The organism is Microcoleus sp. M2_D5 (genome assembly GCF_036701935.1).
Classification (GTDB): domain Bacteria; phylum Cyanobacteriota; class Cyanobacteriia; order Cyanobacteriales; family Microcoleaceae; genus Microcoleus.
On sequence record NZ_JAUBRP010000055.1, the window covers coordinates 14310 to 35401 of the forward strand.

Below are 21092 nucleotides of genomic sequence, written 5' to 3' on the forward strand. Positions count from 1 at the left end.
AGTCCAGCATCACTATTTTGTCGGGAGGATCTCAGTTGTGGGTATCATAGGGGCGATCGTAGGTTTTTTGGCAGGGGTAGCAGTTGCTTATTGGTTAGTGGAAAAGCGCTTAAAGAAGCAAAAGCAAGAATACTTGCAGCAAACTCGCAGAATTACTGAGGAAATAGAAATAGCTCAGATGTCTCGGGTGCAACAAGCTGTCGAATCTCAGCAAGGAGAACGGGAAAATCAGCTTAGAAAAGCTACTATCGAACACGAAAATTTACTCAGACAAGTTACCACCCAATACGAAAACCAGCTCAAACAAGTTGCGGCTCAATATGAAAATCAGCTCCAACAAGTTTTGGCCGAACGCGACACTCAGCTCCAACAAGTTGTCAGCGCACACGAGCCCGAGCTGCGCCGACAAATCACCGAGGAATTAGAAGCTGCTAACAATGCTAGGATGCAGCAAAATATCCAATCTTTGCAAGCCGAACACGAACATCATTTACTTAGAGTTGCTGACGAATTGCATCTAAATTATCAAGCTCAGATGGAGCAACATTTGCAAAACTTGCAAAATGAACACGAAATTCGCTTGAGGCAAACTGCCGAGGAATATGAGAACCGCGAGGTTGAGCTGCAGTTAAATATGGAGTCTTTGCAAGAGCAATACGAGAGTCAGTTGCAAGCGGCTCACGAGCAGTTGAGAGAGCACGAAGCTCAGATGCAAGCTACTATCAGGTCTTTGCAAGAGCAGTACGAGAGTAACGTACAACAACAAGAAGTCCCGGAGCAGCAGTTTAGTCAGTTAAATTCAACAGAATTTGCCGAAGGTTTATCACAAGAAGAAGTTTGGCAGGAACTGTCAACTGGGTTAGATCAAACAGAAGTTGAAGAAGAGTTAAATTACACAGATTTTTCAGAACCACAACCCATTGATTTAAATCAACCCGAAGTCGAACAACAGCTTCCAATTGCCAGACAAGCACCAAACTATTCCCTACCGCAGTTGATGGGATCTGTTCAAAGTCAGGACAAAGAAACCCGCAAGTTTGCAGCGTCTGCTTTAGGTAAAATGGCTGCTGCTAATGCTCTGAGATCGGAAGGTCAGCGAGCAATAGAAACCTTGGGAAAATTAGCTCAAGATATTCACCCGGAGGTGCGCGAAGCTGCAGTGGAAGCACTAGCAATGATTAAGTCTGAAAAAGTGATTCCGCTGTTGCAAAAAGCTTTGCGAGATATAGATAGCGGTGTGGCTAAATCGGCAAGTGCTGCGCTCAATAAGTTTAAGTTTTATCCGCGCACTCCGGCGGCTAAACCGAAAACTGTTGATGTAAAGAAACCAAAGCGTTAAGCATTTAGGATCGTGGATTAAATAACTTCCGTAGGTTGGGTTGAGGAACGAAACCCAACAATCAAGCGTGACTACAAAAAATGCAAGTTATTTAATTCTCATTCCTTACTAAGATAAAGATAGCAATTCTTAATTGCCTACAACACAGTAGGGATACAACATTGTTGTGTCCTTACCCGGTGCTTTATTGCTCTCATTTGCCATTACTATTACAAACATATAGTGAACACTTTGGAGGTTGGGTTGAAGAACGAAATTACACTAAATTATTCGATCGACAACTCGCCCAATTTTTAGCAGACATAGCAGACACCCCGCTGTTTAAAACCGTAGGCTGAAACCTTTTTTAGCAACTGGCGATTGAAATCGCTTCTTGTATCTTCACGCATCCTGTAGGGGCGGGTTTTACCAATTATCTATGCCAGAAACCAACAATATAATAAACCCGCCCCCACTTGGGCGGCAAATCCGAATCTACATTTTTTGAATTCGCTCGAATATCAGGTTAATCTGGGTTATCGGTTGTGTGGGGGCGGGTTTACAAGATTGTTTGCGGTTATCAAATATTGTTGGTAAAATCCGCCCCTACAGTTAACTCGCGACTGATGACTAATTTAAAATCGCTGCTTTGTACCGAGTATAAATTTGATGTCGCCGGAGTCGCTAACAGCCACATCTAAGCGAATTAATCCAAAGGACGATCGCACCCTCACACCCAGCCCAACACCCGCCCCAGTCCCCGGTTTGTCCCTGACTACGGCCGGTTTTCCCAGTACACTATCTCCCGTTCCCAAATCCGACGCAAAATCAGCAAATATCACGCCGCCAACATCCCTCCCGACAGGAAACCGATATTCACCCGAAGCTAAAAAATAACTCCTGCCACTGCCAATATCCCCGCTATCGTAACCCCGCACAGAATTGCGACCGCCGAGGCGAAAAGCTTCCGTTGGTGGCAAATCCCCGATTACCGTGCCCGCTTGCAAGTTAAAAGCCAGCATTTCGGGCAAGGCTTCGGACTCGCTGATGCCGAGCAAAGTTACTGGTACATAATGTATATAATTTGCTAACAGCCTGTTACTCACAATGTTACCTCGTCCCAGAGGTATCGACTGCTCGGTGCTGAGGCTCAGAATCGAGCCGCTGGTGGGGTTGAAGGGATTGTCCCGCCGATCGAGCATCGCACCAAAAGAAACAGTGTATAACTCATCAACGCCGCTGCCGCTGAATGTGAGAGGATTGCCGAGTTCGTCGCGACGGGCAATATTTAAGTTGCGATCGCGCGTACTGATGTTTGTATAATTGAGTCCCAAAGTCGATTGCCAATCGCCCAAAGGTCTGGTAAACCTCAGATTTCCCCCCACCCGAATTTCCCGAACTCGGTTCCCGTTGGGCAAATCAATATCTTTGTTGAAAATTTCCGAGATTCTGCGATCGCCAAAAGCTCTCACACTGTATCCCAAACGGTCTTCGGCGGCAACGTAAGGGCTGACAAACTCGACATCGTACTGGATACCTCGGAGGCTGGGCACAAGTTCCACCGCCAGCCGCTGCGGGGTTGTTCCGAAAGTTCGATCGGTATAGGAAAGAGGCACAGCAACGCCAACATCATCACTGAGAGTGGCACTCACGCTAAAAGAGCGAGCCGATCGCTCTTGAACGTTGTAGATTACATTAACATCCGTGCCAACTTCTTCGATCGAAACCGTAACTTTCTCAAACAATCCCAATTGCTGCAACTGCTGCAAATCCGATCGTACAACTTCCCGGCTGTAGTTATCCCCCGCCTTGAGTTTGATCTCGCCTCGGATAAAATCTTCGGAAATTCTGCCCTCAATTGGATTCCCTTTTCTATCAACAGCTTCGCCTCTGGAATTGACAAAGCGAATTTTCACCTCAGCAACGTAAACGCCGTCAGCATTGCCCGCTTGACCCATTTGTAGAGTACCGTCTAGCTGTCGGGCGTTGGTGTTTACGGCTTCGGCGATTTCGGCGTTGGTTGCGATCGTCGCCGGAGTTTTTAACAGAGATGTAAAATCTTTATTGTGGCTGGACTTGAGAGACAGAGATTCCCTAGGGGATAGCTGCGCCCCGCGTACTTCAGCCAACATTCCTGTGCCACAAAACAATTCATCTCTTGTGGAACGGGCATCTTGCCCGTTCTGGACAGATGCTGCACCGTTCTTGACAGATGCTGCACCATTTTCAATCAGCTTTTGATGAACAGGCAAGATGCCTGTTCCACAAAACAATTCATCTCTTGTGGACCGGGCATCTTGCCCGTTCTGGAGAATGGTGCCAGATGTGAGACTCACCTCATCCTCCTCCCTCTGTGCCCTTGTGGGACAGGCATCATGCCCGTCAATTTCTGCGGTTTCCTCTCTAAACTCGGCCTCAGTCGGTGCGGCACTCGGATCGATCGCCCCGGCTGCCAATTCGCCCCCAGCCAGCGCCACCAAAGTCAAAAATGCAATAATCGCAATTCGCATAGACATTAAATTTAAAGCACACCCAACGCATATTACCCAAAACCTGGCCCCTTGCATAATTAGCCGAAAAGAAACCCGGTATTGTTGAGGCTACCGGGTTTCTGGGATGCTGAAATGTCGGAAAGTTCGATCGACCGCGGGCGATCGTAAATTGGGGAAACCGAAAATTTGTTTAAATAGCTTGTCGAGAAACTCGTTTCTCAAAATGAGCCTGAGTCTGCTGCAACAGTTGTTCGCGACTGTCCTTAGCGGTGGTAATGGTAGGGAGCAAGTTGCGAGCTTGTAACGTCATGTGAAGCTGTAGGTGTGCTACGTACTCACTGACATCTTCCCGAAGAGAGCAAGCCGGGTACTGTTTTAAAGTAGAGTTCAAAGTGTTCTCCTGCTTTGGGTTTGTAGTATTTTCTAATAATCATAGAGAATATCACGGTCTATTTCTAAGTGCGTACTCCGTAATGAAGTTTAACCTTTGGACTGCTTTTTTGTTACAATTTTTTACAAAAATTTCTTACCTATCAGGAGTCGCTCCCCGTGCAGTCTCAAGCACTTGTAGGACAAAAGCACACATTAAGTACATTTGTCAATAGCACTAGCCAAACAGCAGCCTACCTCGACATCGGGTGCGGCAAACCCTTATTGATGCTGCACGGTTTCTTAGGATAAAAGACTTGCTGGCTGCCATTAATTGAGTTACTGCAATCTCAGTTTCGGTGCATCAGTTTAGATATGCTAGGTTTTGGAGAATCCAGCAAACCAGAAATCCGCTACGACGTAGCTGTAGAAGTTGCTTTTGTCCGGCAAGTTGTAGAACAACTAAATATCGAACCTTGCTGCATCATCGGACATTCTTTTGGCGGTTGGGTAGCATCTGCATATTCCCTCAAATATCCTAATTCTGTGAGCAGTTTAGTGTTAGCAGCACCAGCCGGAATTCGGGACGACAGTTTTTGCGGTCAATACGATGCTTTGCGGCCGCTATTGTGGGAAACTCCAGTTGTTGATTGGGCATTGCAGTTGGCAAAACCTTTTGCGAGTTTAGCGGGAAAAAGTGAGAAATTGCAGCAAATTTTTGGGTGGCGCAGGGAGTTAATGTCTCAACCAGTAGCAAGGTCATTGTTAATGAGTCTGATGCGGCAGGAAGACGCACTTGATACAGCAGAAAAATCAATTTACAACTTGCAAATTCCTACCTTAGTTATCGCAGCAGATAGTGACGAAACAATTCCTCTATGGCACTGTGAAACCTAGGCTAAGGAATGAGAATTAAATAACTTCCACTCTTAAAAGTGGGATGGGCGTCCCGCCCATCCAAAAAGGACGGGCGGGACGCCCATCCCACAATAACAATTAAAATTATAAGTTATTTAATTCGCGATCCTAACAAGATACCGGGGGCAGAGTTAGCAATTATTCCCAATGCCACTCACGGGTGGCCGCAAACTCAAGCTCCAATTATGGCGAAGTTGACTTGTGAATTTTTGAATAATTAAGAAAAACTGTGCAAGAAGCCGAATCATAAAAATTGCGATCGGCCACAAATGGAAAATAATTGTGTTTTAGTATACTACTTTATTGTGAAATACAGAATATATTGATTAGTGTATTGTACAATTATTTTTATGGCTCTTAAATATTGTGTCAGCACGAGCTACAGACATTTAGTTGAGTCGGGGGTATTACCAGTGGCAGCATTGAGCAACTACTTTAATCTGGAAGAAATTACGACAGCCAGAAAAATTAGTGCTGCGGTAATTAACATCAGCGGCCGCCAGCGAATGCTTTCCCAACGAACGGCTTTTTTTTGCATGAGGTTAGTTTGCTCTCAGAATGGCGTAGAAAGAGCCAAACTGCGGGGGAATTTGTTAGAGGCGATCGAGCTTATGGAAAAATCCCACCGCGACTTAATTAATACTAGCAGCAGCCTCAACTTATTGAGTCCCCCTTCAGCCACCGTCAAGGCCATGTATTTTGAGCCACCACTGTATTTAGACAAACAAGTACGCGCATATATCGATCGAATAAAAGCCTTGGTGCAAGTTCCCGATGCCGAACTCAGGCTGGAAAATCCCCACCTGCTGTACATTGTCGAAGCAGCGGGCGGCGACTTGCTAGAAGCTTTCGATGCCGTGGTGAGTCAATACCAGCAAGAAAGCGAAATCGAACAATTTGAAATCGATCTTAAACAGGTAGAACTTTATCAAGAAAGTTGTGCTGCTACCTCGAAAGCGGAAGCTCAAGCAGCCCAGCTCGATCGCGCACTTTGCGAACTAAAACAAACTCAAGCTCAACTCCTCCACAGCGAAAAAATGTCTTCGCTGGGGGCGCTAATGGCTAGTATCGTTCACGAAATTAATAACCCAGTTAGTTTTATTTACGGCAACTTGAGCCATGCCGCAATTTATACTCAAGATTTGTTGCACCTGCTGTGTCTCTATCAAAAATACTGTCCCAATCCCTGTCCCGAAATCACAGCTAAAATCGAAGAGATAGATCTGGGTTTTCTAGTTGAAGACTTGCCTAAAGTTATCTCTTCCATGCAAATGGGTTCCAATCGCATTCGCGAAATTGTCAAATCTATGGGCAACTTTTCGCGAACCGATAACAGTAACATGACCATGTGCGACTTGCACGACAGCATTGACAGCACCGTGTTAATTCTGCGAAACCGTCTCAATTCTCAAATAGACCGCCGCGACATTCAAGTAGTTAAAAATTATGGAAAATTGCCTCCTGTAGAGTGTTATTCAGGACAGCTAAATCAAGTATTTATGAATCTAATTACCAACGCGATCGATGCTTTGGACGAGGTAGCACAAAACCAGCCCAATGCTGCGCTAAAAATTTTTATCAGCACAGAATTAGCTGGCCCCGATCGGGTGAGAGTGCGGATTGCTGACACGGGAACTGGAATGACACCACAGATAAAAGAACGAATGTTCGAGCAGTTTTTCACCACCAAGGAAATCGGTAAAGGTACCGGTTTAGGATTGTCTATTGTCTACAAAATCTTAGTAGAAAATCACCGAGGATCGCTCCGCTGCGAGTCGGAACCCGGCAAAGGAACCGAGTTTATCATTGAACTGCCGATCCAGCAAACTTAAGCAATTTACTAATCCTCGAAATTTATCTATTTTAACTATGTGTGGCACGGGCGTCCCGCCTGTGTTAACTGTGGCACGGGCGTCCCGCCTGTGTTAACTGTGGCACGGGCCTCCCGCCTGTGTTAACGGTGGCACGGGCCTCCCGCCTGTGTTAACGGTGGCACGGGCCTCCCGCCTGTGTTAACTGTGGCACGGGCGTCCCGCCTGTGTTAACTGTAGTTAAAATTTACACATATCCTACGCTAATTCTAGCTTCAAAGTTGGCAACAGCTTTTCCAAATTTCTGAGAGATTTCTGTTGCCAAGGAATATCATTTGAACCCAATACCAAAAGTTGAATCGTTTTCTTTTTCCGAACGCTAATAACAAATTTAGACAGCATACTGATACCAGAACTGTTAACAAATTCCAATTGTTTTAGGTTCAAGGTAATAGTAGGCGGTTCGCCATTGGCGACCAAATCTAACAATTCAGCTATTGGGGCATATTCTGGAGGGCCACTCAGGCTGAGTTCGCCTTGGAAAGTGACTGTGACTGATTCTGGATCGTACTGAATGCTGTAATCTTCACCTTGAATTTCTTGAATGCCCATTGTGATTTGGTTTCCTGACTAAAATAGTGCGATCGCACAAGAGAATAAATATTGAAATGCTAGAAACTAGACCCTAATTTGAACCACAGTCGTAACAATGATGGTATCACTATCTGGCCTGGGCTCGAATTTCCAACCTATCTTAGCTGAATAGTCATTAATCATCGTCAGCAATCCCAATCCCGATGTATCACTTTCAGATTCCGCATTCTTTTCAAGCTGCTGCAAATAAAGTTCATTGGGATCGGAAGCCATAATTTCTTCAATAAACTCCTTCAACTTATTCGCCCCTTCTGAAGTGACACTATTACTGGCAAAAATTACCGCCGTCACCTCTGTTTCACCAATAAAGTGTATGCCAAATTTGACCTTGTAATGAGTATCATCGTTATTAAATTTAATCGCATTTTCTAACAGTTCGTTGGCTACGTAGCTCACAGCTCCCTTGCTTTCTTTTATCCGTTTCTCGCTGCTAGCATCCTCCTCATCCACAGGTAGAAAGCTAGACAAATAATCGGCTACAAAATGAGCTGAAAGCCTGTTGTTGCGCCAGCGCTGTTTGATCGGGCGAGAACTGGGAGTAAATGTCAGTTCTAGGGAGTCGTGTTCAGGAGGAAATTCTTCAATGAATTCTCCAAAGATTTGGGTCATTGTTTTTAAGCTGCCAGATGTCATGATTTTTTTCGCTCTAATTGAGGTATTAAGGTCACTTCTTGGTGAATTTCCACACGCCATTCCAGTTAGCCGGAAGACTATTTTCTAACAGCGATTGGATGCGTTTTAGGTAAAGTTGACTGGGCTTGTCATCTGGATTTAGCGCTACTATCTGTTCAAAACAAACTATGGCCTTAGCAAAATTTCCCTGACAATATTCTTGGAGTCCCTCCTCAAATATAGGCAAGGTTTGAATTTTGAGCGATCGCACTGGTTCTACTTCAACATCTAACACCTCACAAACTGTAATTGCTTCTTGTCTACCTTTGACAATAGCCCGATCCAAAAAACGGATATGATACTTTTCTGGTTGACTCAAACGTTGTACCACATCTCCAGAAATTAATAAAGATACGCCATAATACTTAGTCAAACCTTCCAGACGAGCGGTGAGGTTGACATGATCTGAGAGCGCATCTGCTTGCATCCGATTCGCGTCTCCAATAATCCCAACCATCGTATCACCCACATGGATACCAATGCCAATATTCAGCGGTATATCCCCATTTATTTTACGGCTTTGATTGTATTTCTGCAACTGCTCCAACTTCACAATTCCTGCCTGAATAGCATCATCCACCCCATCAGGAAAAACTGCCATGACTCCATCTCCAATATACTTGACAATAAAACCATTGTGCTTGCGAATTTCCGGACTAACTTGCTGTAAATAGTTATTGATGAAATCAAAGTTTTCTTGAGGAGTCATTTGCTCCGCCATCGTGGTAAACGAACGCATATCGGAAAACATAATTGCCATCTCTTTGCTCACGTGATCTCCAAGCTGGAAATCAACAATGCTCTGCTTGCCGAGAAATTGGAGAAATTCATCGGGAACGAAACGTCCGTAAGCCTGCAAAAGTTTCTCTAATTCTTGTTCCCGCGCTTTCACAGTTTGCACCATATGGGAAAATACCTGTGCCAGTTCTCCCAGTGCATCACTGCGCGCTGCCACATCTGACAATATCTGGGGTTGAAAGCTATTATTTTTTACAGCAATAGCTGCATCTATAACCTTTTTTACCTGCTCGATGTAAGTCTGCATCTCTCGGTTTTTATGATGGATCTGGTTTTCCAGATCCGTGGAGTGTTGCGTGATAATTTCTACTAAGGTTTCATAGCTATTTTTTTCATCCTCTACTTCCTCAAGTTTTTCGCTCAGCTCCTGTAGCTGCGTATGGAGTTCTTCTGGAGATTGAGAAAGTGCTAATTTTATTTGTGGTTTCATAATTTATACTTCCGAATCTGGAAGCGCAAAATTGTTTGACTTCCTCGCTGTAAATTATTATAACTTACACGCCAGAAGCAATAAATCCGGTTGCTGGTTCCATGCTGGGCGACTAAATCCAAGCTGGATCGTAGAAACCTGGTTGACGACAGTCAATCGATTGCGCGATTTTAGATTTTAGATTAAAGAATTGAAGCATTGACTTGCGCGAGATAAATACGTTCGGCAAGTTTCTCGGATACACGTTTTTAATTTCTCCACGGATGAATCGCGTGGCGGGTATCCTGGATGCTTTCGGTCAATCATCAATTATGCACGATATTTCCCTGTTGCTTCAATACTAGCAAAGTAATGTCATCAAAAACCTTTTGTTCTCCAATAAAGTCTCGCAAATCATCAATGGCGGCTTCCTTAATTTGTTCGGCGCTCAAATGCCAGTTTTGAGAAACCACTTCACAGAGTCTTTCAATACCATAGAATTTTTTGTGCATATTTCTAGCTTCGGGAATGCCGTCAGTGTAAAGCACCACCCCGTCCCCCGGCTCTAAGTCTACTAAAACATGGCTAATCCAATCGGAAATATCCTCATCTAATGCGAGCGGCAATCCTAAATTTATGGTGTTTATTCGCTGGATTTTACCGCCTTTCCTGACCACAATAGTTTCCTCATGTTGACCGCTGATACTAATTGTGCGATCGGCATAGTTGAGCAAAGCTAGTGTCATATTTTTGTCGGAGTTCATGCGCTGGACATTTTTATAAATAGTGCGATTGAGGGTATCTAAAAAACGCACCGGGTTGGATTCTTGCATTTCCTGAAGAGTGCGGACAGCAGCTTGAGTCATCACCATCAAAATGCCGCTTTCTAATCCGTGTCCGGTGACATCACCAATGCAAATTGTGACAACCCCGTTAGTACAAAGTACGTCGTAGTAATCACCACCTACTTCCGAGGCTGGTTCCATAAATCCGGCAATATCTAAATCTTCAATGGCTGTGAGTTCAGCAGGTTTTGGCAGAATCAACTGCTGCATTTGTTTGAGCATATCGAGTTCGGAACTCATGCGGAGGTTTTCCGCTTTCAGACGCTGGTTGAGAGTAGCAATTTGTTTGGTGGCTGTAGCGAGTTCAGAGGTACGTTCTTTGACTTTATCTTCTAGCGTTTCCAAGGATTCTTGCAGTTGTCTCGCCATACTGTTAAAGGAATTTCTTAAGGTTTCAATTTCCAAAATCCGACTGGAAGCAACGTTCTGGTTAAGAGCACCACCTGCTAGATATTCTGAAGATCGAGCAATTTGATTCAGGGGGCGAGCAATCCAGCTAGCGGTGAAAATACCCATTGCAACAGAGACAATGAGAGCCACAATACACAGCCAAATGGTCTGGCGAGTGTTAGCATAAATTTGCGCCATAAAGTCCGCTTCAGGAACTACTACTACACTCAGCCAATTGAGACCGTACTTGTCAGTTAGCGGAGAAACTTGGATAAATTGCCGCTCACCGTTAAGATAAAAGTCAAGTTGAACAGTTTGATCGATGTCTTCCAAACGCTTGAAGCGATCGAGCAGATAAAGCACACTTTGACGCATCAGGGGGTTGTTGCTTTCCTGTGCTTTGATCCGCTTTGTATCTTTGCCTGTTCCCACAGAAAGAGGCTCTTCTTTAACCGAAGTAGCTATTAACTGACCTTGGGGTTCAATGATAAATACTTGGCCGGAATTACCCACCCTTAATGTTTGCAAGAATTGGCGAATTTGATCGAGTCCCATCTGGCAAGTCAGCACGCCAATTAGTTTCCCTTCGGCATCATAATAGGGTAGACTCGCATTAATTTGCAGCGTACCGTAGCCAAAATTAATATAAACTTCACTCCAAGCTGCCTGTTTCTTCTCAACAGCTACTCTGTAAAAAGGGCGGGTGCGAACATCATAATTGGGCGTGTTTTTGTCGATTGTTGTCGGGTTTCCATCAGCGTCAAGGTTGTAATATATCAAGTCGCCGCCCCCCGGAATCAGTTGCTGGGCAAGCTGAGGTTGTTCAAGTCCAACCAGGCGATTTACCCAACCCACACGCAGGTACTGACCTTTTTCGTTGGCAATTCCCGCGTGACCGATCGACTTAAATTGCAGAACTTGTTTCCAAAAATAGGGTCGATATTGCTCCAAATCGTCAAAGTTCAACACTCCCAAAGCTACAGCATCCAGATTGATCTGATTCACCAGTGGCGGAGCTTCCAAATAGGTTTGAACACGTTCGTAAACTCTCGCACTCACTTCGTGGCGCAACTGACTAACAATATTGTTGACTATCTGCTCTCCGTTTCTGTAAGAGAGATAGCCAACGCAGCCAACAGCGGCCAAAATTTGGAGAACAAAGGGAACTACCAAGACATTGCGGAGACGGATTTTGCCAACTCTGGAGACGATCGCGCTTTTTTGAGAAACCATTGTTAAAAACACTCCCAGCGGGCAGTTTTTTGTTACAAGACTTGATAATGGATATATTAAGAGCTACGGACAATGTTATCATATCAAAAATTCAACAAACATCAACCAATCTGCGTTCCTCAACGCTCATCTGCCTGCATCAGCGGTTAAAATTTTAAAAATAAATTCCCACAAAAATGCAAATTACTCAAGCCCTCCACAGCGCCGTACTCATCTCCAACCTGGAAAAATCCCAACACTTTTACAGCACCGTACTAAACCTGCAAAAAATCGATCGAGACTTAAAATTTCCCGGAATCTGGTATCAAATCGGCGACTTCCAGCTCCACCTAATTTTAGGTGCAACAATTATCCCAGATGCCGCAGACCATGCCAAATGGGGACGCAACCGACATCTAGCATTTTCTGTTGCTAACTTAGAGGCAGCCAAACAGCAGTTAATCGCTCACAATTGCCCGTTTCAAATGAGCGCGTCAGGTCGATCGGCATTATTTACCCAAGATCCCGACGGCAACATCATCGAACTCAGCGAGTAACAGATGAAAATCATCGCTTATTCTTACACCGAACCGCTACTCGAAGCAGCACCCGCACCGGAAATTTGGGGTCAAGAAGTCGATCGCACCTATCAAGACTTAGGAGGGCGGCAGCAACTGCAGCAACTCCTCAAAGACTGCGAAACAGAACCAGTCAAATACTTATTAATTCAGCGGTTTGAAGAACTAGGCGACACATTGCAGCAAGTGTGTTCGCACCTCGCCCAACTCGAAAACCTCGGCGTCGAAATCATTGTCCAAGAAGAAACAGAACCAAGAAACCGCAAAAACTTGCTGCAAATCCTCGCAGAAATCCAGCGCAGCCAACACAGCCGGAGTATTCGCAAAGGACACGCGCGCAATCGCATCAAATCAAGACTTCCACCGGGTAAGGCCCCTTACGGCTACCGGCGCGGCAAAGATTGTTACACGATCGATAAAACCACCGCCCCCACCGTCAAAGACTTTTTTGAACACTTTTTAATCTACGGTTCCTTGCGAGGTTCCGTGCGGTATTTAGCCAAGAAATACAACAAAAAAATTTCTGTAAGTACCGGCCGCCGCTGGCTGACAAATCCCGCATACCGAGGCGATTTGGAATATCAAAACGGCCAAGTAATTTCTAACACCCACGTCCCGATTATTTCCAGAGAAGAAGCCGCCCAAATAGACAGGTTGCTGCGCCGCAACCGCTGCCTTTCTCCTCGCAGCGCTAGCGCCCCGCGTTCCCTCGCAGGTTTGGCAATTTGTGCAGAATGCAAATCGCCCATGACAGTTGCCAAAGTCACCTCCTACCGCAAAGAAAAAGAATACCTTTATTTGCGACCGATTAACTGTCCAAAACAGCCTAAATGTAGCGCCCTTTCCTACGATGAAGTATTGCAATTAACCATCGCCGGTATTTGTCGGGATTTACCCGATGCTGTTGCTGGGTTGCAGACGCCGAATATGAATGGAATTAAAGCAGGAATTGTCAGGGCGATCGCATCCAAACAAGAAATCATAGAGCAACTTTTCGCCCTGATTGACAGCGGCATTTTAGACACCGAAACGGCAGAGTTGAGAGCCTACAAAATCCGCACCGAAATTGCCGAACTGCAAAGCAAATTAGCGCAACTACCCCCAGTAAATTTGCGAGAAACTGCCCAAACAGTTTCCCTGCCGCAATTTTGGCTCGATTTATCAGAATCAGAACGCAGGTTTTACTTTCGAGAATTTATCGATCGCATTGAAATCGTCCGGGAAAATACAAATTGGAAACTGCAAATTATTTTCATTTTTTAAGGATTAGCTCGACGTTCCTCCATAGTTCCTAGGTTAGATGCCCGACTTCTTAAAGAAGTGGGGTATGTGGGTAGTCTCTTAGTTCGCTAGGAGTGGACTTCGTTTGACAAGCATCGGTTTCTACCGCTGAATCATCTTTTTTAGCTTTCAGCCAATAGGCGATCATCTCTCCTTTTCCTTTAACCGCGATCGCACCTCTTTCCTCAAATAAATACCGATCTTTTAACAGTTCGTAAATATCAGCAGTAACTTGAATATCTCCCGGTAATCCTTGACATTCCATCCGAGAAGCAACATTAACAGTATCTCCCCACAAGTCGTAGATAAATTTTTTAGTGCCAATTACGCCAGCAACTACGGGCCCTGTATGAATGCCAATCCGAATTTGAAATGATTCGCCTCTGTCAGTTTGAAAATCAGCGATCGCTTCCTGCATATCCAAGGCCATATTCGCGATCGCTTCTACATGATCTGCCCTCGGCACAGGCAATCCCCCCGCTACCATATAAGCATCTCCAATTGTTTTAATTTTTTCCAAACCGTGTTTTTCAGTTAGTTGGTCAAACCTTGAAAAAATCTGGTTCAGTACATTTACCAATTCTAGAGGTAACATTCTAGCAGCAATAGACGTAAAATCGACAATATCGGCAAAAAGAACTGTTGCTGAATCAAACCTCTGGCCAGGAGAACCCTCCCCCTTTTTCAAATTTTCAACAATCGCTGCGGGTAAAATATTCAGCAATAAATGATCCGACTTTGTTTGAGCAAGCCGTAAAGCTAGCTCCACCCCCTGCCGCTCTTTAATTTCGTTTTGCAAACGTTCTACAAGTTCTTTGAATTGCTTCGTTTGCTGTTGAAGTAAATGTTGTTGACTTTGAATTGTTAACTGATTTGCCACTCGTGCCAATACTTCTTTACCGTGAAAAGGTTTAGTAATATAGTCAACTCCTCCCACATCAAAGGCTTTTACCTTATCTAAAACGTCATCTAAGGCGCTTAAGAAAATCACGGGAATGGAACTGGTTTTTGGTGAAGCTTTCAACTTTGCACATACCTCATATCCATTCATTTCTGGCATCATCACGTCCAGCAAAATTAGAGTCGGCGGAAACTCTTGCACTGTAGCGATCGCCCTTTGCCCGTTCAGCGCTTTACGAACCTGATACCCTTGTTCGGTCAATATTGTAGATAAAAGCCGCACATTATCTGGCTTATCATCAACTACTAAAATGTTGGCTTGAATTGTAGGATATTGATGGTTGTCCATGCGATCGCTCACGGTAGTTTGTCAAGATAAAAGATATTAAGACTTAAGAAGTTTACCTCAAAAAAAAGGCAATAGTAGAAATTCCGATTTGCTATCCTAAAAAGCTATGGCAAGGAGATGCTATTTGGGCTTAATGTTAGGTATTTTTTAAATATAAAAACCTTCTAACTTTATACTAATAAAAAAATGATATTTTCACCTGGCGGCAACTACTGATTGTGCTATCTCTATAATATCGTCAAATAGGAAATCCTGCACCAAAGTAGTTAGATATTGTGCGGACGAAGCAAACTCGCTCGGCATTTCCTCAATCAACTTGACAATTTTCTCATCGCAGCATTCATGAGCGGCATGAGATATCTGTTCTACCCATTCAATAGGCATTTGACCGAGTTGTGACTCGACAGATTGATTGCTACTCACTCCGCTAGTTTTGCTTTCATTGTCTAGTGGTACATCAACCGATTCCTCGTAAATGTAACGCACTCCTAAAAGTTCTTCCATTTTCGCAAATAATATCTTTGCCTCGAAAGGTTTACGCATAAAATCATCGCAGCCTGCTCCTAAAATAGTTTGTCGTTCTTCTTCAAAAGCGCTAGCAGTAAGAGCAACTATTGCAGTTTGTTTTCCAAGAGGATGAGCTTTAATTTGTCTTGTGGCTTCATAGCCATCCATGACAGGCATCTGCATATCCATCCAGATCAGGTGCGGTTGCCAATCCTCCCATACAGCAATAGCTTCTTGACCATCTCTAGCCGATCGCACGAGGAGGCCTAGTGGTGACAATAATCTCTCTATGACTAGGCAGTTATCGGCGCGATCGTCAACAACCAAAATCCGGTATTTTGGTTGATTCGGTGCTAAACTAATTACTTTTTTCTGCGGTTTAAGCATTTTAATAGCGGTTGGATCTGCCAGCCTGATTCCAATATCAAATGCAAACTTACTTCCCAAACCAGGCGTACTGCTGACAGTAATATCCCCTCCCATCATTAGGACAAATTTGCGGCTAATTGGTAAACCCAATCCAGTCCCCTGTTGAGATTTTTGACCTGTTTTTGTTTGCTCAAAGGGTTCAAATAACTTATTTATCTCTTCTGTGGCAATGCCAGGGCCGGTATCTTCAATTTCAAACTCAAGGTGTAACAATTCCGGGTGAAGGTCATTCGCGTTTACACAATCACACTCCGCCAAGCTTTCGGACTGATTAACACCAGTGCACCATCCGGGTTGTTTTTGTATAGCTGCGGTTTCAACCCCTAAGCTTTCGGAATGTTCAGAAGCCGCGCCGGCAAGTTTTGCTTGTGTGTCGAACAACTCTGGGGTTTCAGCGCCCAAACTTTCTTCTACCTTCTTTTTAACTCGCAAAGTAACGCTACCCCTCTCTGTAAACTTGATCGCATTTCCTACAAGATTAATCAGAATTTGGCGCAATTTACCTTCATCTCCGCTAACAAACTGCGGTACACCATCACCCACTTCCAAATTTAGCTGCAATTTCTTAGATTTAGCTTTTAATCGAAACATTTCTTCTAAGGTTTTTAGCAAGCGCATTAAATTAAAACTGCTTTCATTAAGCTGACTTCTGCCCGCTTCAATTTTGGACATTTCCAAAATGTCATTAATTAGCGAAAGCAAGTGTTCGCCCGCCCGATTAATAATTTCTAGGTGCTGTTGGTGTTGATTGTTGAGAGATGAATCGCGCACCATTACCTGACTAAATCCGAGAATGGCATTCAGGGGAGTCCGCAATTCATGGCTCATAGAAGAAAGGAATTCGCTCTTGGCGCGGTTAGCTGTATCAGCAGCTACAACAGCTTTTTGTAATGCTGTTTCTGCTAATTTGCGATCGGCAATTTCTGTTTTTGCTTGTTCAAAAAGGGTGGATTGCTGGATGGCAATTGTTAGCTGCACGGAAATGTGTTTGAGAGATTCTATCTCAGAAGAGTTCCAATACCTTTGACTGCGGCAGTGATGAGCAATGAGTAGCCCCCACAATTTTTCACCTTGCAAAAGGGGAACTACTAGGTTAGCTTTAATTTCCAACTCGCTCAGTAAATTAATGTGGCACTCGGAAAGACCTGCCGTATAAATATTGTCGATCGCGCGAATGTGTCCCTGCTCGTAAACAGAGACGTAGCGTTCTCGAAAACAAGGGTCATTAATGTCAATTCCCAAAATCGGCATCGTACCGACGGATACCGACTCGACGGCTATAAATCCGCTCCAATCTGGGTTAAAGCGGTAAATAACTGTTCTATCAGTTGACAAAAACTGCCGAATTTCTTCCACAGCCATTGTCATTACTTCTTCTAGGTTAAGAGAGGAGCGAATTCGCTCTTGGATGGAATTCACGAGCCGCTCCCTTTTTACTTGTTGCTGCAAGGCTAGTTCCGCCTGTTTGCGAGCAGTAACATCTACTCCATAACCCACGCACTCCACAGGTATCCCAGCAGAATTTTTGACTAACTTAACCTCATCGTATATCCAGCGATAACCACCGTCTTTGTGCCGTTCGCGGTATTCGTAGGAAATCGATTCTTTTTCCAATATCTGAGCGTATGAAGTATCAACAATCTCTCGATCTTCTGGATGAACCAGGCTATGCCAATCAAGGGAACCCTCAAGAAATTCTCTGGCTTCGTAACCAATCATTGAAACAATATTATCGCTGACAAAAGTTACGTCATAATTTCCCCCTAATTGGCAGCTAAAAATCACCGCCGGGGTAGTCGCCAGTAAATATTGCAAACGTTCGGTGACAGAACGCAAGTTTAACTCGGCTTGCTTGCGATCGCGAGCTTCCATTGCTAAAGCTGCGATCTGCGCCACATAGCTAGCGAAGCTTTGTTCGTCGAGCGTCCAATTCCTAGTCCTTCCCAGATGTTCTAAACAAATTACACCCGCAATTTGCCCTTTATGGGTAATAGGAACATCTAGCATGGACGAGATGTTTAAAGGCCTCAAATAAGATTCGCTAAATTCTAGGGTTCGCGGATCGGTTTGGGCATCAACCGCTGCGAGTACCTGTTCTGTATTCAAAGCTTGGAAATAGCTAGGATACTCAGCAACTTTCAGTTCTGCACCGGCACTGTGTCGATTGGGCGTCAGTTCGTAAAGATCCGCACAGAAAATTGCGGATTTATCTTCCTGATAAAACCAAATACTTGCCCGATCGACATTCAAGGTACGAGTTGCCATTTGCGTAATCTCTCTCAGTGCCTCGCTGATATTTCCTTCGTAGATACTAGAATTTTTAGCTAATTCTAGCAAACCATTTTGTTGTTCTGTTAATCTAATTTCTCGTTCTCGCAAAGCAGATTCAGCGACGATTTTTTCTTTAATTTGTGCTTCTAAATAACCGTTTGTTTCTCTCAATTCAGCGGTGCGTTCTTGAACTTTAATTTCTAAGTCATCATAAGCGTAGCGCAGCGCTAATTCTGCCTCTTCACGTACCGCAATTTCAGCCTGCAACTTGCGATTTATGGCCTCTAATTCTTGGGGGGTTTTTAAAGACAAAAACTGGGGCAATAGTGTTACCATCGAGGCGGCGGTGTAGCAGGAAACCAGTGCAGTAATTCCTTTTTCAATCCCCGACAGCCAATAAGCAGAATGCCACAACGTCCAAATGTCTAGCAAGTGGCCCGTGCCGCAGAGAATAATAAATGCACCAAATAAAGCAAATATTCCTAAAAAAGGAACATCGCGCCGCTTGAAGATAAAATAAATTAGCATCGCCGGAATTGAATAGTAGGCGATCGCGATTAAAAAGTCCCCAGTTACGTGCAGCCACACTAAAGGCGTTTGCCAAAGATAGCAATGACCGTGAGGCATATACTGAGTTGGGGAAAAAATATTTTTGAGTGCTTCCCACATAATACTTGTTATTGGCAGATAGTATGGATTTGATGATGCCTAAGTTAGGCAAAAAATAAAAAAAACCGCAAATTGTAGCTGGATTCAGTATTATTTATTAACGCCTCAACCCCGCTGGTTAATAACAGCTTGCTTCGGCACTAGGTGGCGATCGCCAAATTGCGATTGCAAAGGAATTTCAATAATAAACTCCGTACCTCTGCCAACCTCGGAAGTGCAGCGCAAATAACCTTCATGGGCTTGAATAATCTGATAAGAAATCGCCAAACCCAGCCCGGTACCAGCACCGATAGGTTTCGTCGTATAAAATGGATCGTAAATTTTAGCGATCGCATCATAATCTATGCCAGTGCCATTATCCGCAATGTGAATCTGCACCCACTTGTCATCAACTAAAACGGTGCGGATGCGAATTTTTAGCAGTGGGCAATAGGTATTTTGTAAGTTGTCAGAAAAATTATTTTCCCAATAGCCGTTGGTCGTATATCCCTGGTCTACAATCTGTTCTAAAGCATCAATAGCATTAGAACAAATATTCATAAATACTTGGTTAAGCTGCCCAGCATAGCATTGCAATTTTGGCAAATCTCCATACTCTTTAATCACTTGGATAGGCGGACGGTTTGGTTGTTCTTTCAAGCGGTGCTGCAAAATCATTAAAGTGCTGTCGATCCCTTCATGGATATTTACTTTTTTCATCTCGGCTTCGTCTAACCTGGAGAAAGTGCGTAAAGATTTAACAATTTCCCTAATTCGCTCTGCTCCTATTTTAATCGAACCAAAAAGTTTTTGCAGGTCTTTTAAAATAAAATCGAGTTCTATCGTGTGAATCTTGTCTGCAATTTCCGGCGCAGGAGTGGGGTAATAAATTTGATAAACCTGAATCAATGCCACAATCTCTTTAATGTATTCCTCAGCCGGAATCAGATTGCCATAAATGAAGTTAACAGGGTTATTGATTTCGTGAGCAACCCCAGCTACCATTTGCCCCAAAGACGACATTTTTTCAGTTTGCACGAGTTGAGCTTGAGCCCCTTTTAGTTGTTGCAGAGCGTTCTCTAGCTGCTCAGTTTGTTCTAGCAGTTTAGCTTCCGAGTGCCGCAACGAATTTTCAGCCAAAGAGCGATCGCGATTTTCCTGTTGCAAACGTTCATTAGCCACCTCTAAAGCGATCGTCCTCTCAATCACCCGTTTTTCCAATTCCAGCATTAATTCTGAGAGTGCTTCCTGAGCTTGTTTGCGATCGCCAATCTCCTTTTGTAAAGCTACATTTGCCACCGCCAATTGAGCGGGACTGGGAATAGCCAAGATTTTGGGGATTAGTTCCACCAGCACTGCTGCTGTACATAGCGAAATCAGCGCCGTAATCGCTTTAAGAAAACCAGAGAACCAATAATTAGGATGCCACAGCGTCCATATTTCCATAATATGGGTAATGCCGCAGCAGACAATAAAAGAGCCAAACAGCATGAAAACCCAGTCAAAAGGCACGTCTTGCCGCTTTTTGACAATATAAATCAGCGTAATCGGTATCAAAAAATAAGCGACGGCTATCAAACCATCGGACAAAACGTGTAGCCCCACTAATCCAGGCTTCCACAAGTAGCAATGACCGTGAGGAATAAAATAATTTGGGAACATTTTATGAACCAGTTGCATTAAATTAACTCGGTTATTGGCTAATATTTTTCCGACGTGATTACTGGAAGAAATTTAAAAATGGGGGTACAAAAATAAGAATTAGACTTTGGGACTTAACACTTGCGATCTGTAAATGCAGTGTTCTGAAACTACTGTTAATTAAATTAACATCAATCGATTCAGCTTTAGCAAAGTCAACTGTCACATTTTTAATTCTGCCTTCACTATCAACTGTGACACCGGCATGACATTTTGGGCAACGATCGAGAAAAACTGAGCGCAGATTCCTTTCCAGTAAGAGCGCCAGCGCCCATTAAAATTTGGTTATAGCACTCAGTGACCAGTCAGGCAACGGGGTAATCACCAGGTTTAACAGATGTCACGGATTTAAATTAACGAAAAGAACCATTCTCAAAAACCTGTAGAGGTGGGTTCACTCTTGTACCCTTGAAAAGTGCAGACAGGTTAAATACACCCGCCACTACCCCGCGAGGGAATTCTTGATTATTGACAGTGATACTCTTCGGGGATATTTAACAGATGTGACCAATTACCCCCTGAGAAATGTCGCGACAAGAG

The 21092-nt window shown here is 44.0% G+C and carries 16 protein-coding genes; 7 read left to right on the forward strand and 9 right to left on the reverse strand.

The genetic code is table 11. The features are described from left to right. The first annotated feature begins 37 nt into the window (after positions 1 to 37). On the forward strand, positions 38 to 1339 hold the full coding sequence (locus QUA50_RS20880; protein WP_333265684.1) for a HEAT repeat domain-containing protein: 1302 nt from the start codon (positions 38 to 40) through the stop codon (positions 1337 to 1339). Between the two features lie 614 nt (positions 1340 to 1953). Here QUA50_RS20880 and QUA50_RS20885 read toward each other — a convergent pair. Both QUA50_RS20885 and QUA50_RS20890 read right to left on the reverse strand, forming a co-directional pair. Further along, positions 1954 to 3885 carry a BamA/OMP85 family outer membrane protein gene (locus QUA50_RS20885; RefSeq protein ID WP_445243175.1) on the reverse strand — a complete coding sequence of 644 codons (1932 nt, stop codon included), beginning with the start codon at positions 3883 to 3885 and terminating at the stop codon, positions 1954 to 1956. A gap of 115 nt (positions 3886 to 4000) precedes the next feature. Continuing rightward, positions 4001 to 4201: a hypothetical protein gene (locus QUA50_RS20890; protein WP_006634481.1), complete on the reverse strand. Its 201-nt coding sequence runs from the start codon at positions 4199 to 4201 to the stop codon at positions 4001 to 4003. A 158-nt stretch (positions 4202 to 4359) separates the two neighbouring features. Between QUA50_RS20890 and QUA50_RS20895 the strand changes: the two genes are divergently transcribed. The 4 genes from QUA50_RS20895 to QUA50_RS20910 all read left to right on the forward strand — a co-directional run bounded on the left by QUA50_RS20895 (position 4360) and on the right by QUA50_RS20910 (position 6929). Continuing rightward, a complete protein-coding gene (locus tag QUA50_RS20895) occupies positions 4360 to 4491 on the forward strand; it encodes a hypothetical protein (protein ID WP_333298794.1) in 132 nt (43 codons plus the stop codon). A gap of 12 nt (positions 4492 to 4503) precedes the next feature. Next, positions 4504 to 5076, forward strand: a complete 573-nt coding sequence (locus tag QUA50_RS20900; protein WP_333265712.1) for an alpha/beta fold hydrolase — start codon at positions 4504 to 4506, stop codon at positions 5074 to 5076. A 38-nt stretch (positions 5077 to 5114) separates the two neighbouring features. Further along, complete coding sequence (locus QUA50_RS20905) at positions 5115 to 5318, forward strand: hypothetical protein (RefSeq protein WP_333298795.1); 204 nt, start codon at positions 5115 to 5117, stop codon at positions 5316 to 5318. 129 nt (positions 5319 to 5447) lie between these two features. After that, positions 5448 to 6929 (forward strand): ATP-binding protein, encoded by a 1482-nt coding sequence (locus QUA50_RS20910; protein WP_333265688.1) that lies wholly within the window; start codon positions 5448 to 5450, stop codon positions 6927 to 6929. 237 nt (positions 6930 to 7166) lie between these two features. On the opposite strand, the gene QUA50_RS20915 is transcribed toward QUA50_RS20910, so the two are convergent. The 4 genes from QUA50_RS20915 to QUA50_RS20930 form a co-directional block, all read right to left on the reverse strand. Continuing rightward, complete coding sequence (locus QUA50_RS20915) at positions 7167 to 7520, reverse strand: slr1659 superfamily regulator (protein WP_333265689.1); 354 nt, start codon at positions 7518 to 7520, stop codon at positions 7167 to 7169. Between the two features lie 66 nt (positions 7521 to 7586). Further along, entirely contained in the window at positions 7587 to 8195 is a 609-nt protein-coding gene (locus QUA50_RS20920; RefSeq protein ID WP_333265691.1) for a DUF6272 family protein, read from the reverse strand. Positions 8196 to 8226: 31 nt separating this feature from the next. Then, positions 8227 to 9462: an adenylate/guanylate cyclase domain-containing protein gene (locus tag QUA50_RS20925; protein WP_333265693.1), complete on the reverse strand. Its 1236-nt coding sequence runs from the start codon at positions 9460 to 9462 to the stop codon at positions 8227 to 8229. A 305-nt stretch (positions 9463 to 9767) separates the two neighbouring features. Beyond that, positions 9768 to 11909 carry a SpoIIE family protein phosphatase gene (locus QUA50_RS20930; protein ID WP_333265695.1) on the reverse strand — a complete coding sequence of 714 codons (2142 nt, stop codon included), beginning with the start codon at positions 11907 to 11909 and terminating at the stop codon, positions 9768 to 9770. Positions 11910 to 12085: 176 nt separating this feature from the next. Between QUA50_RS20930 and QUA50_RS20935 the strand changes: the two genes are divergently transcribed. Then, on the forward strand, positions 12086 to 12445 hold the full coding sequence (locus QUA50_RS20935; RefSeq protein ID WP_333265697.1) for a VOC family protein: 360 nt from the start codon (positions 12086 to 12088) through the stop codon (positions 12443 to 12445). 3 nt (positions 12446 to 12448) lie between these two features. Further along, entirely contained in the window at positions 12449 to 13729 is a 1281-nt protein-coding gene (locus QUA50_RS20940; RefSeq protein WP_333265699.1) for a recombinase family protein, read from the forward strand. A 49-nt stretch (positions 13730 to 13778) separates the two neighbouring features. Here QUA50_RS20940 and QUA50_RS20945 read toward each other — a convergent pair whose 3' ends face one another. From QUA50_RS20945 to QUA50_RS20955, 3 genes are all read right to left on the reverse strand, one after another. Next, positions 13779 to 14996, reverse strand: coding sequence for an adenylate/guanylate cyclase domain-containing protein (locus tag QUA50_RS20945; protein ID WP_333265714.1), 1218 nt, complete (start codon positions 14994 to 14996; stop codon positions 13779 to 13781). Positions 14997 to 15191: 195 nt separating this feature from the next. Further along, a complete protein-coding gene (locus tag QUA50_RS20950) occupies positions 15192 to 18872 on the reverse strand; it encodes a GAF domain-containing protein (protein ID WP_333265701.1) in 3681 nt (1226 codons plus the stop codon). Positions 18873 to 18977: 105 nt separating this feature from the next. Next, on the reverse strand, positions 18978 to 20531 hold the full coding sequence (locus QUA50_RS20955; RefSeq protein WP_333265703.1) for an ATP-binding protein: 1554 nt from the start codon (positions 20529 to 20531) through the stop codon (positions 18978 to 18980). Positions 20532 to 21092: the final 561 nt, after the last annotated feature.

Excerpts from the sequence above, each read along its gene's own strand:
- QUA50_RS20910 (WP_333265688.1), top strand. The coding sequence starts at position 5,448 with ATGGCTCTTAAATATTGTGTCAGCACGAGCTACAGACATTTAGTTGAG.
- QUA50_RS20925 (WP_333265693.1), bottom strand. The coding sequence starts at position 9,462 with ATGAAACCACAAATAAAATTAGCACTTTCTCAATCTCCAGAAGAACTC.
- QUA50_RS20945 (WP_333265714.1), bottom strand. The coding sequence starts at position 14,996 with ATGGACAACCATCAATATCCTACAATTCAAGCCAACATTTTAGTAGTT.
- QUA50_RS20920 (WP_333265691.1), bottom strand. The coding sequence starts at position 8,195 with ATGACATCTGGCAGCTTAAAAACAATGACCCAAATCTTTGGAGAATTC.
- QUA50_RS20950 (WP_333265701.1), bottom strand. The coding sequence starts at position 18,872 with ATGTGGGAAGCACTCAAAAATATTTTTTCCCCAACTCAGTATATGCCT.
- QUA50_RS20930 (WP_333265695.1), bottom strand. The coding sequence starts at position 11,909 with ATGGTTTCTCAAAAAAGCGCGATCGTCTCCAGAGTTGGCAAAATCCGT.
- QUA50_RS20935 (WP_333265697.1), top strand. The coding sequence starts at position 12,086 with ATGCAAATTACTCAAGCCCTCCACAGCGCCGTACTCATCTCCAACCTG.
- QUA50_RS20955 (WP_333265703.1), bottom strand. The coding sequence starts at position 20,531 with ATGCAACTGGTTCATAAAATGTTCCCAAATTATTTTATTCCTCACGGT.
- QUA50_RS20915 (WP_333265689.1), bottom strand. The coding sequence starts at position 7,520 with ATGGGCATTCAAGAAATTCAAGGTGAAGATTACAGCATTCAGTACGAT.
- QUA50_RS20940 (WP_333265699.1), top strand. The coding sequence starts at position 12,449 with ATGAAAATCATCGCTTATTCTTACACCGAACCGCTACTCGAAGCAGCA.
- QUA50_RS20885 (WP_445243175.1), bottom strand. The coding sequence starts at position 3,885 with ATGCAAGGGGCCAGGTTTTGGGTAATATGCGTTGGGTGTGCTTTAAAT.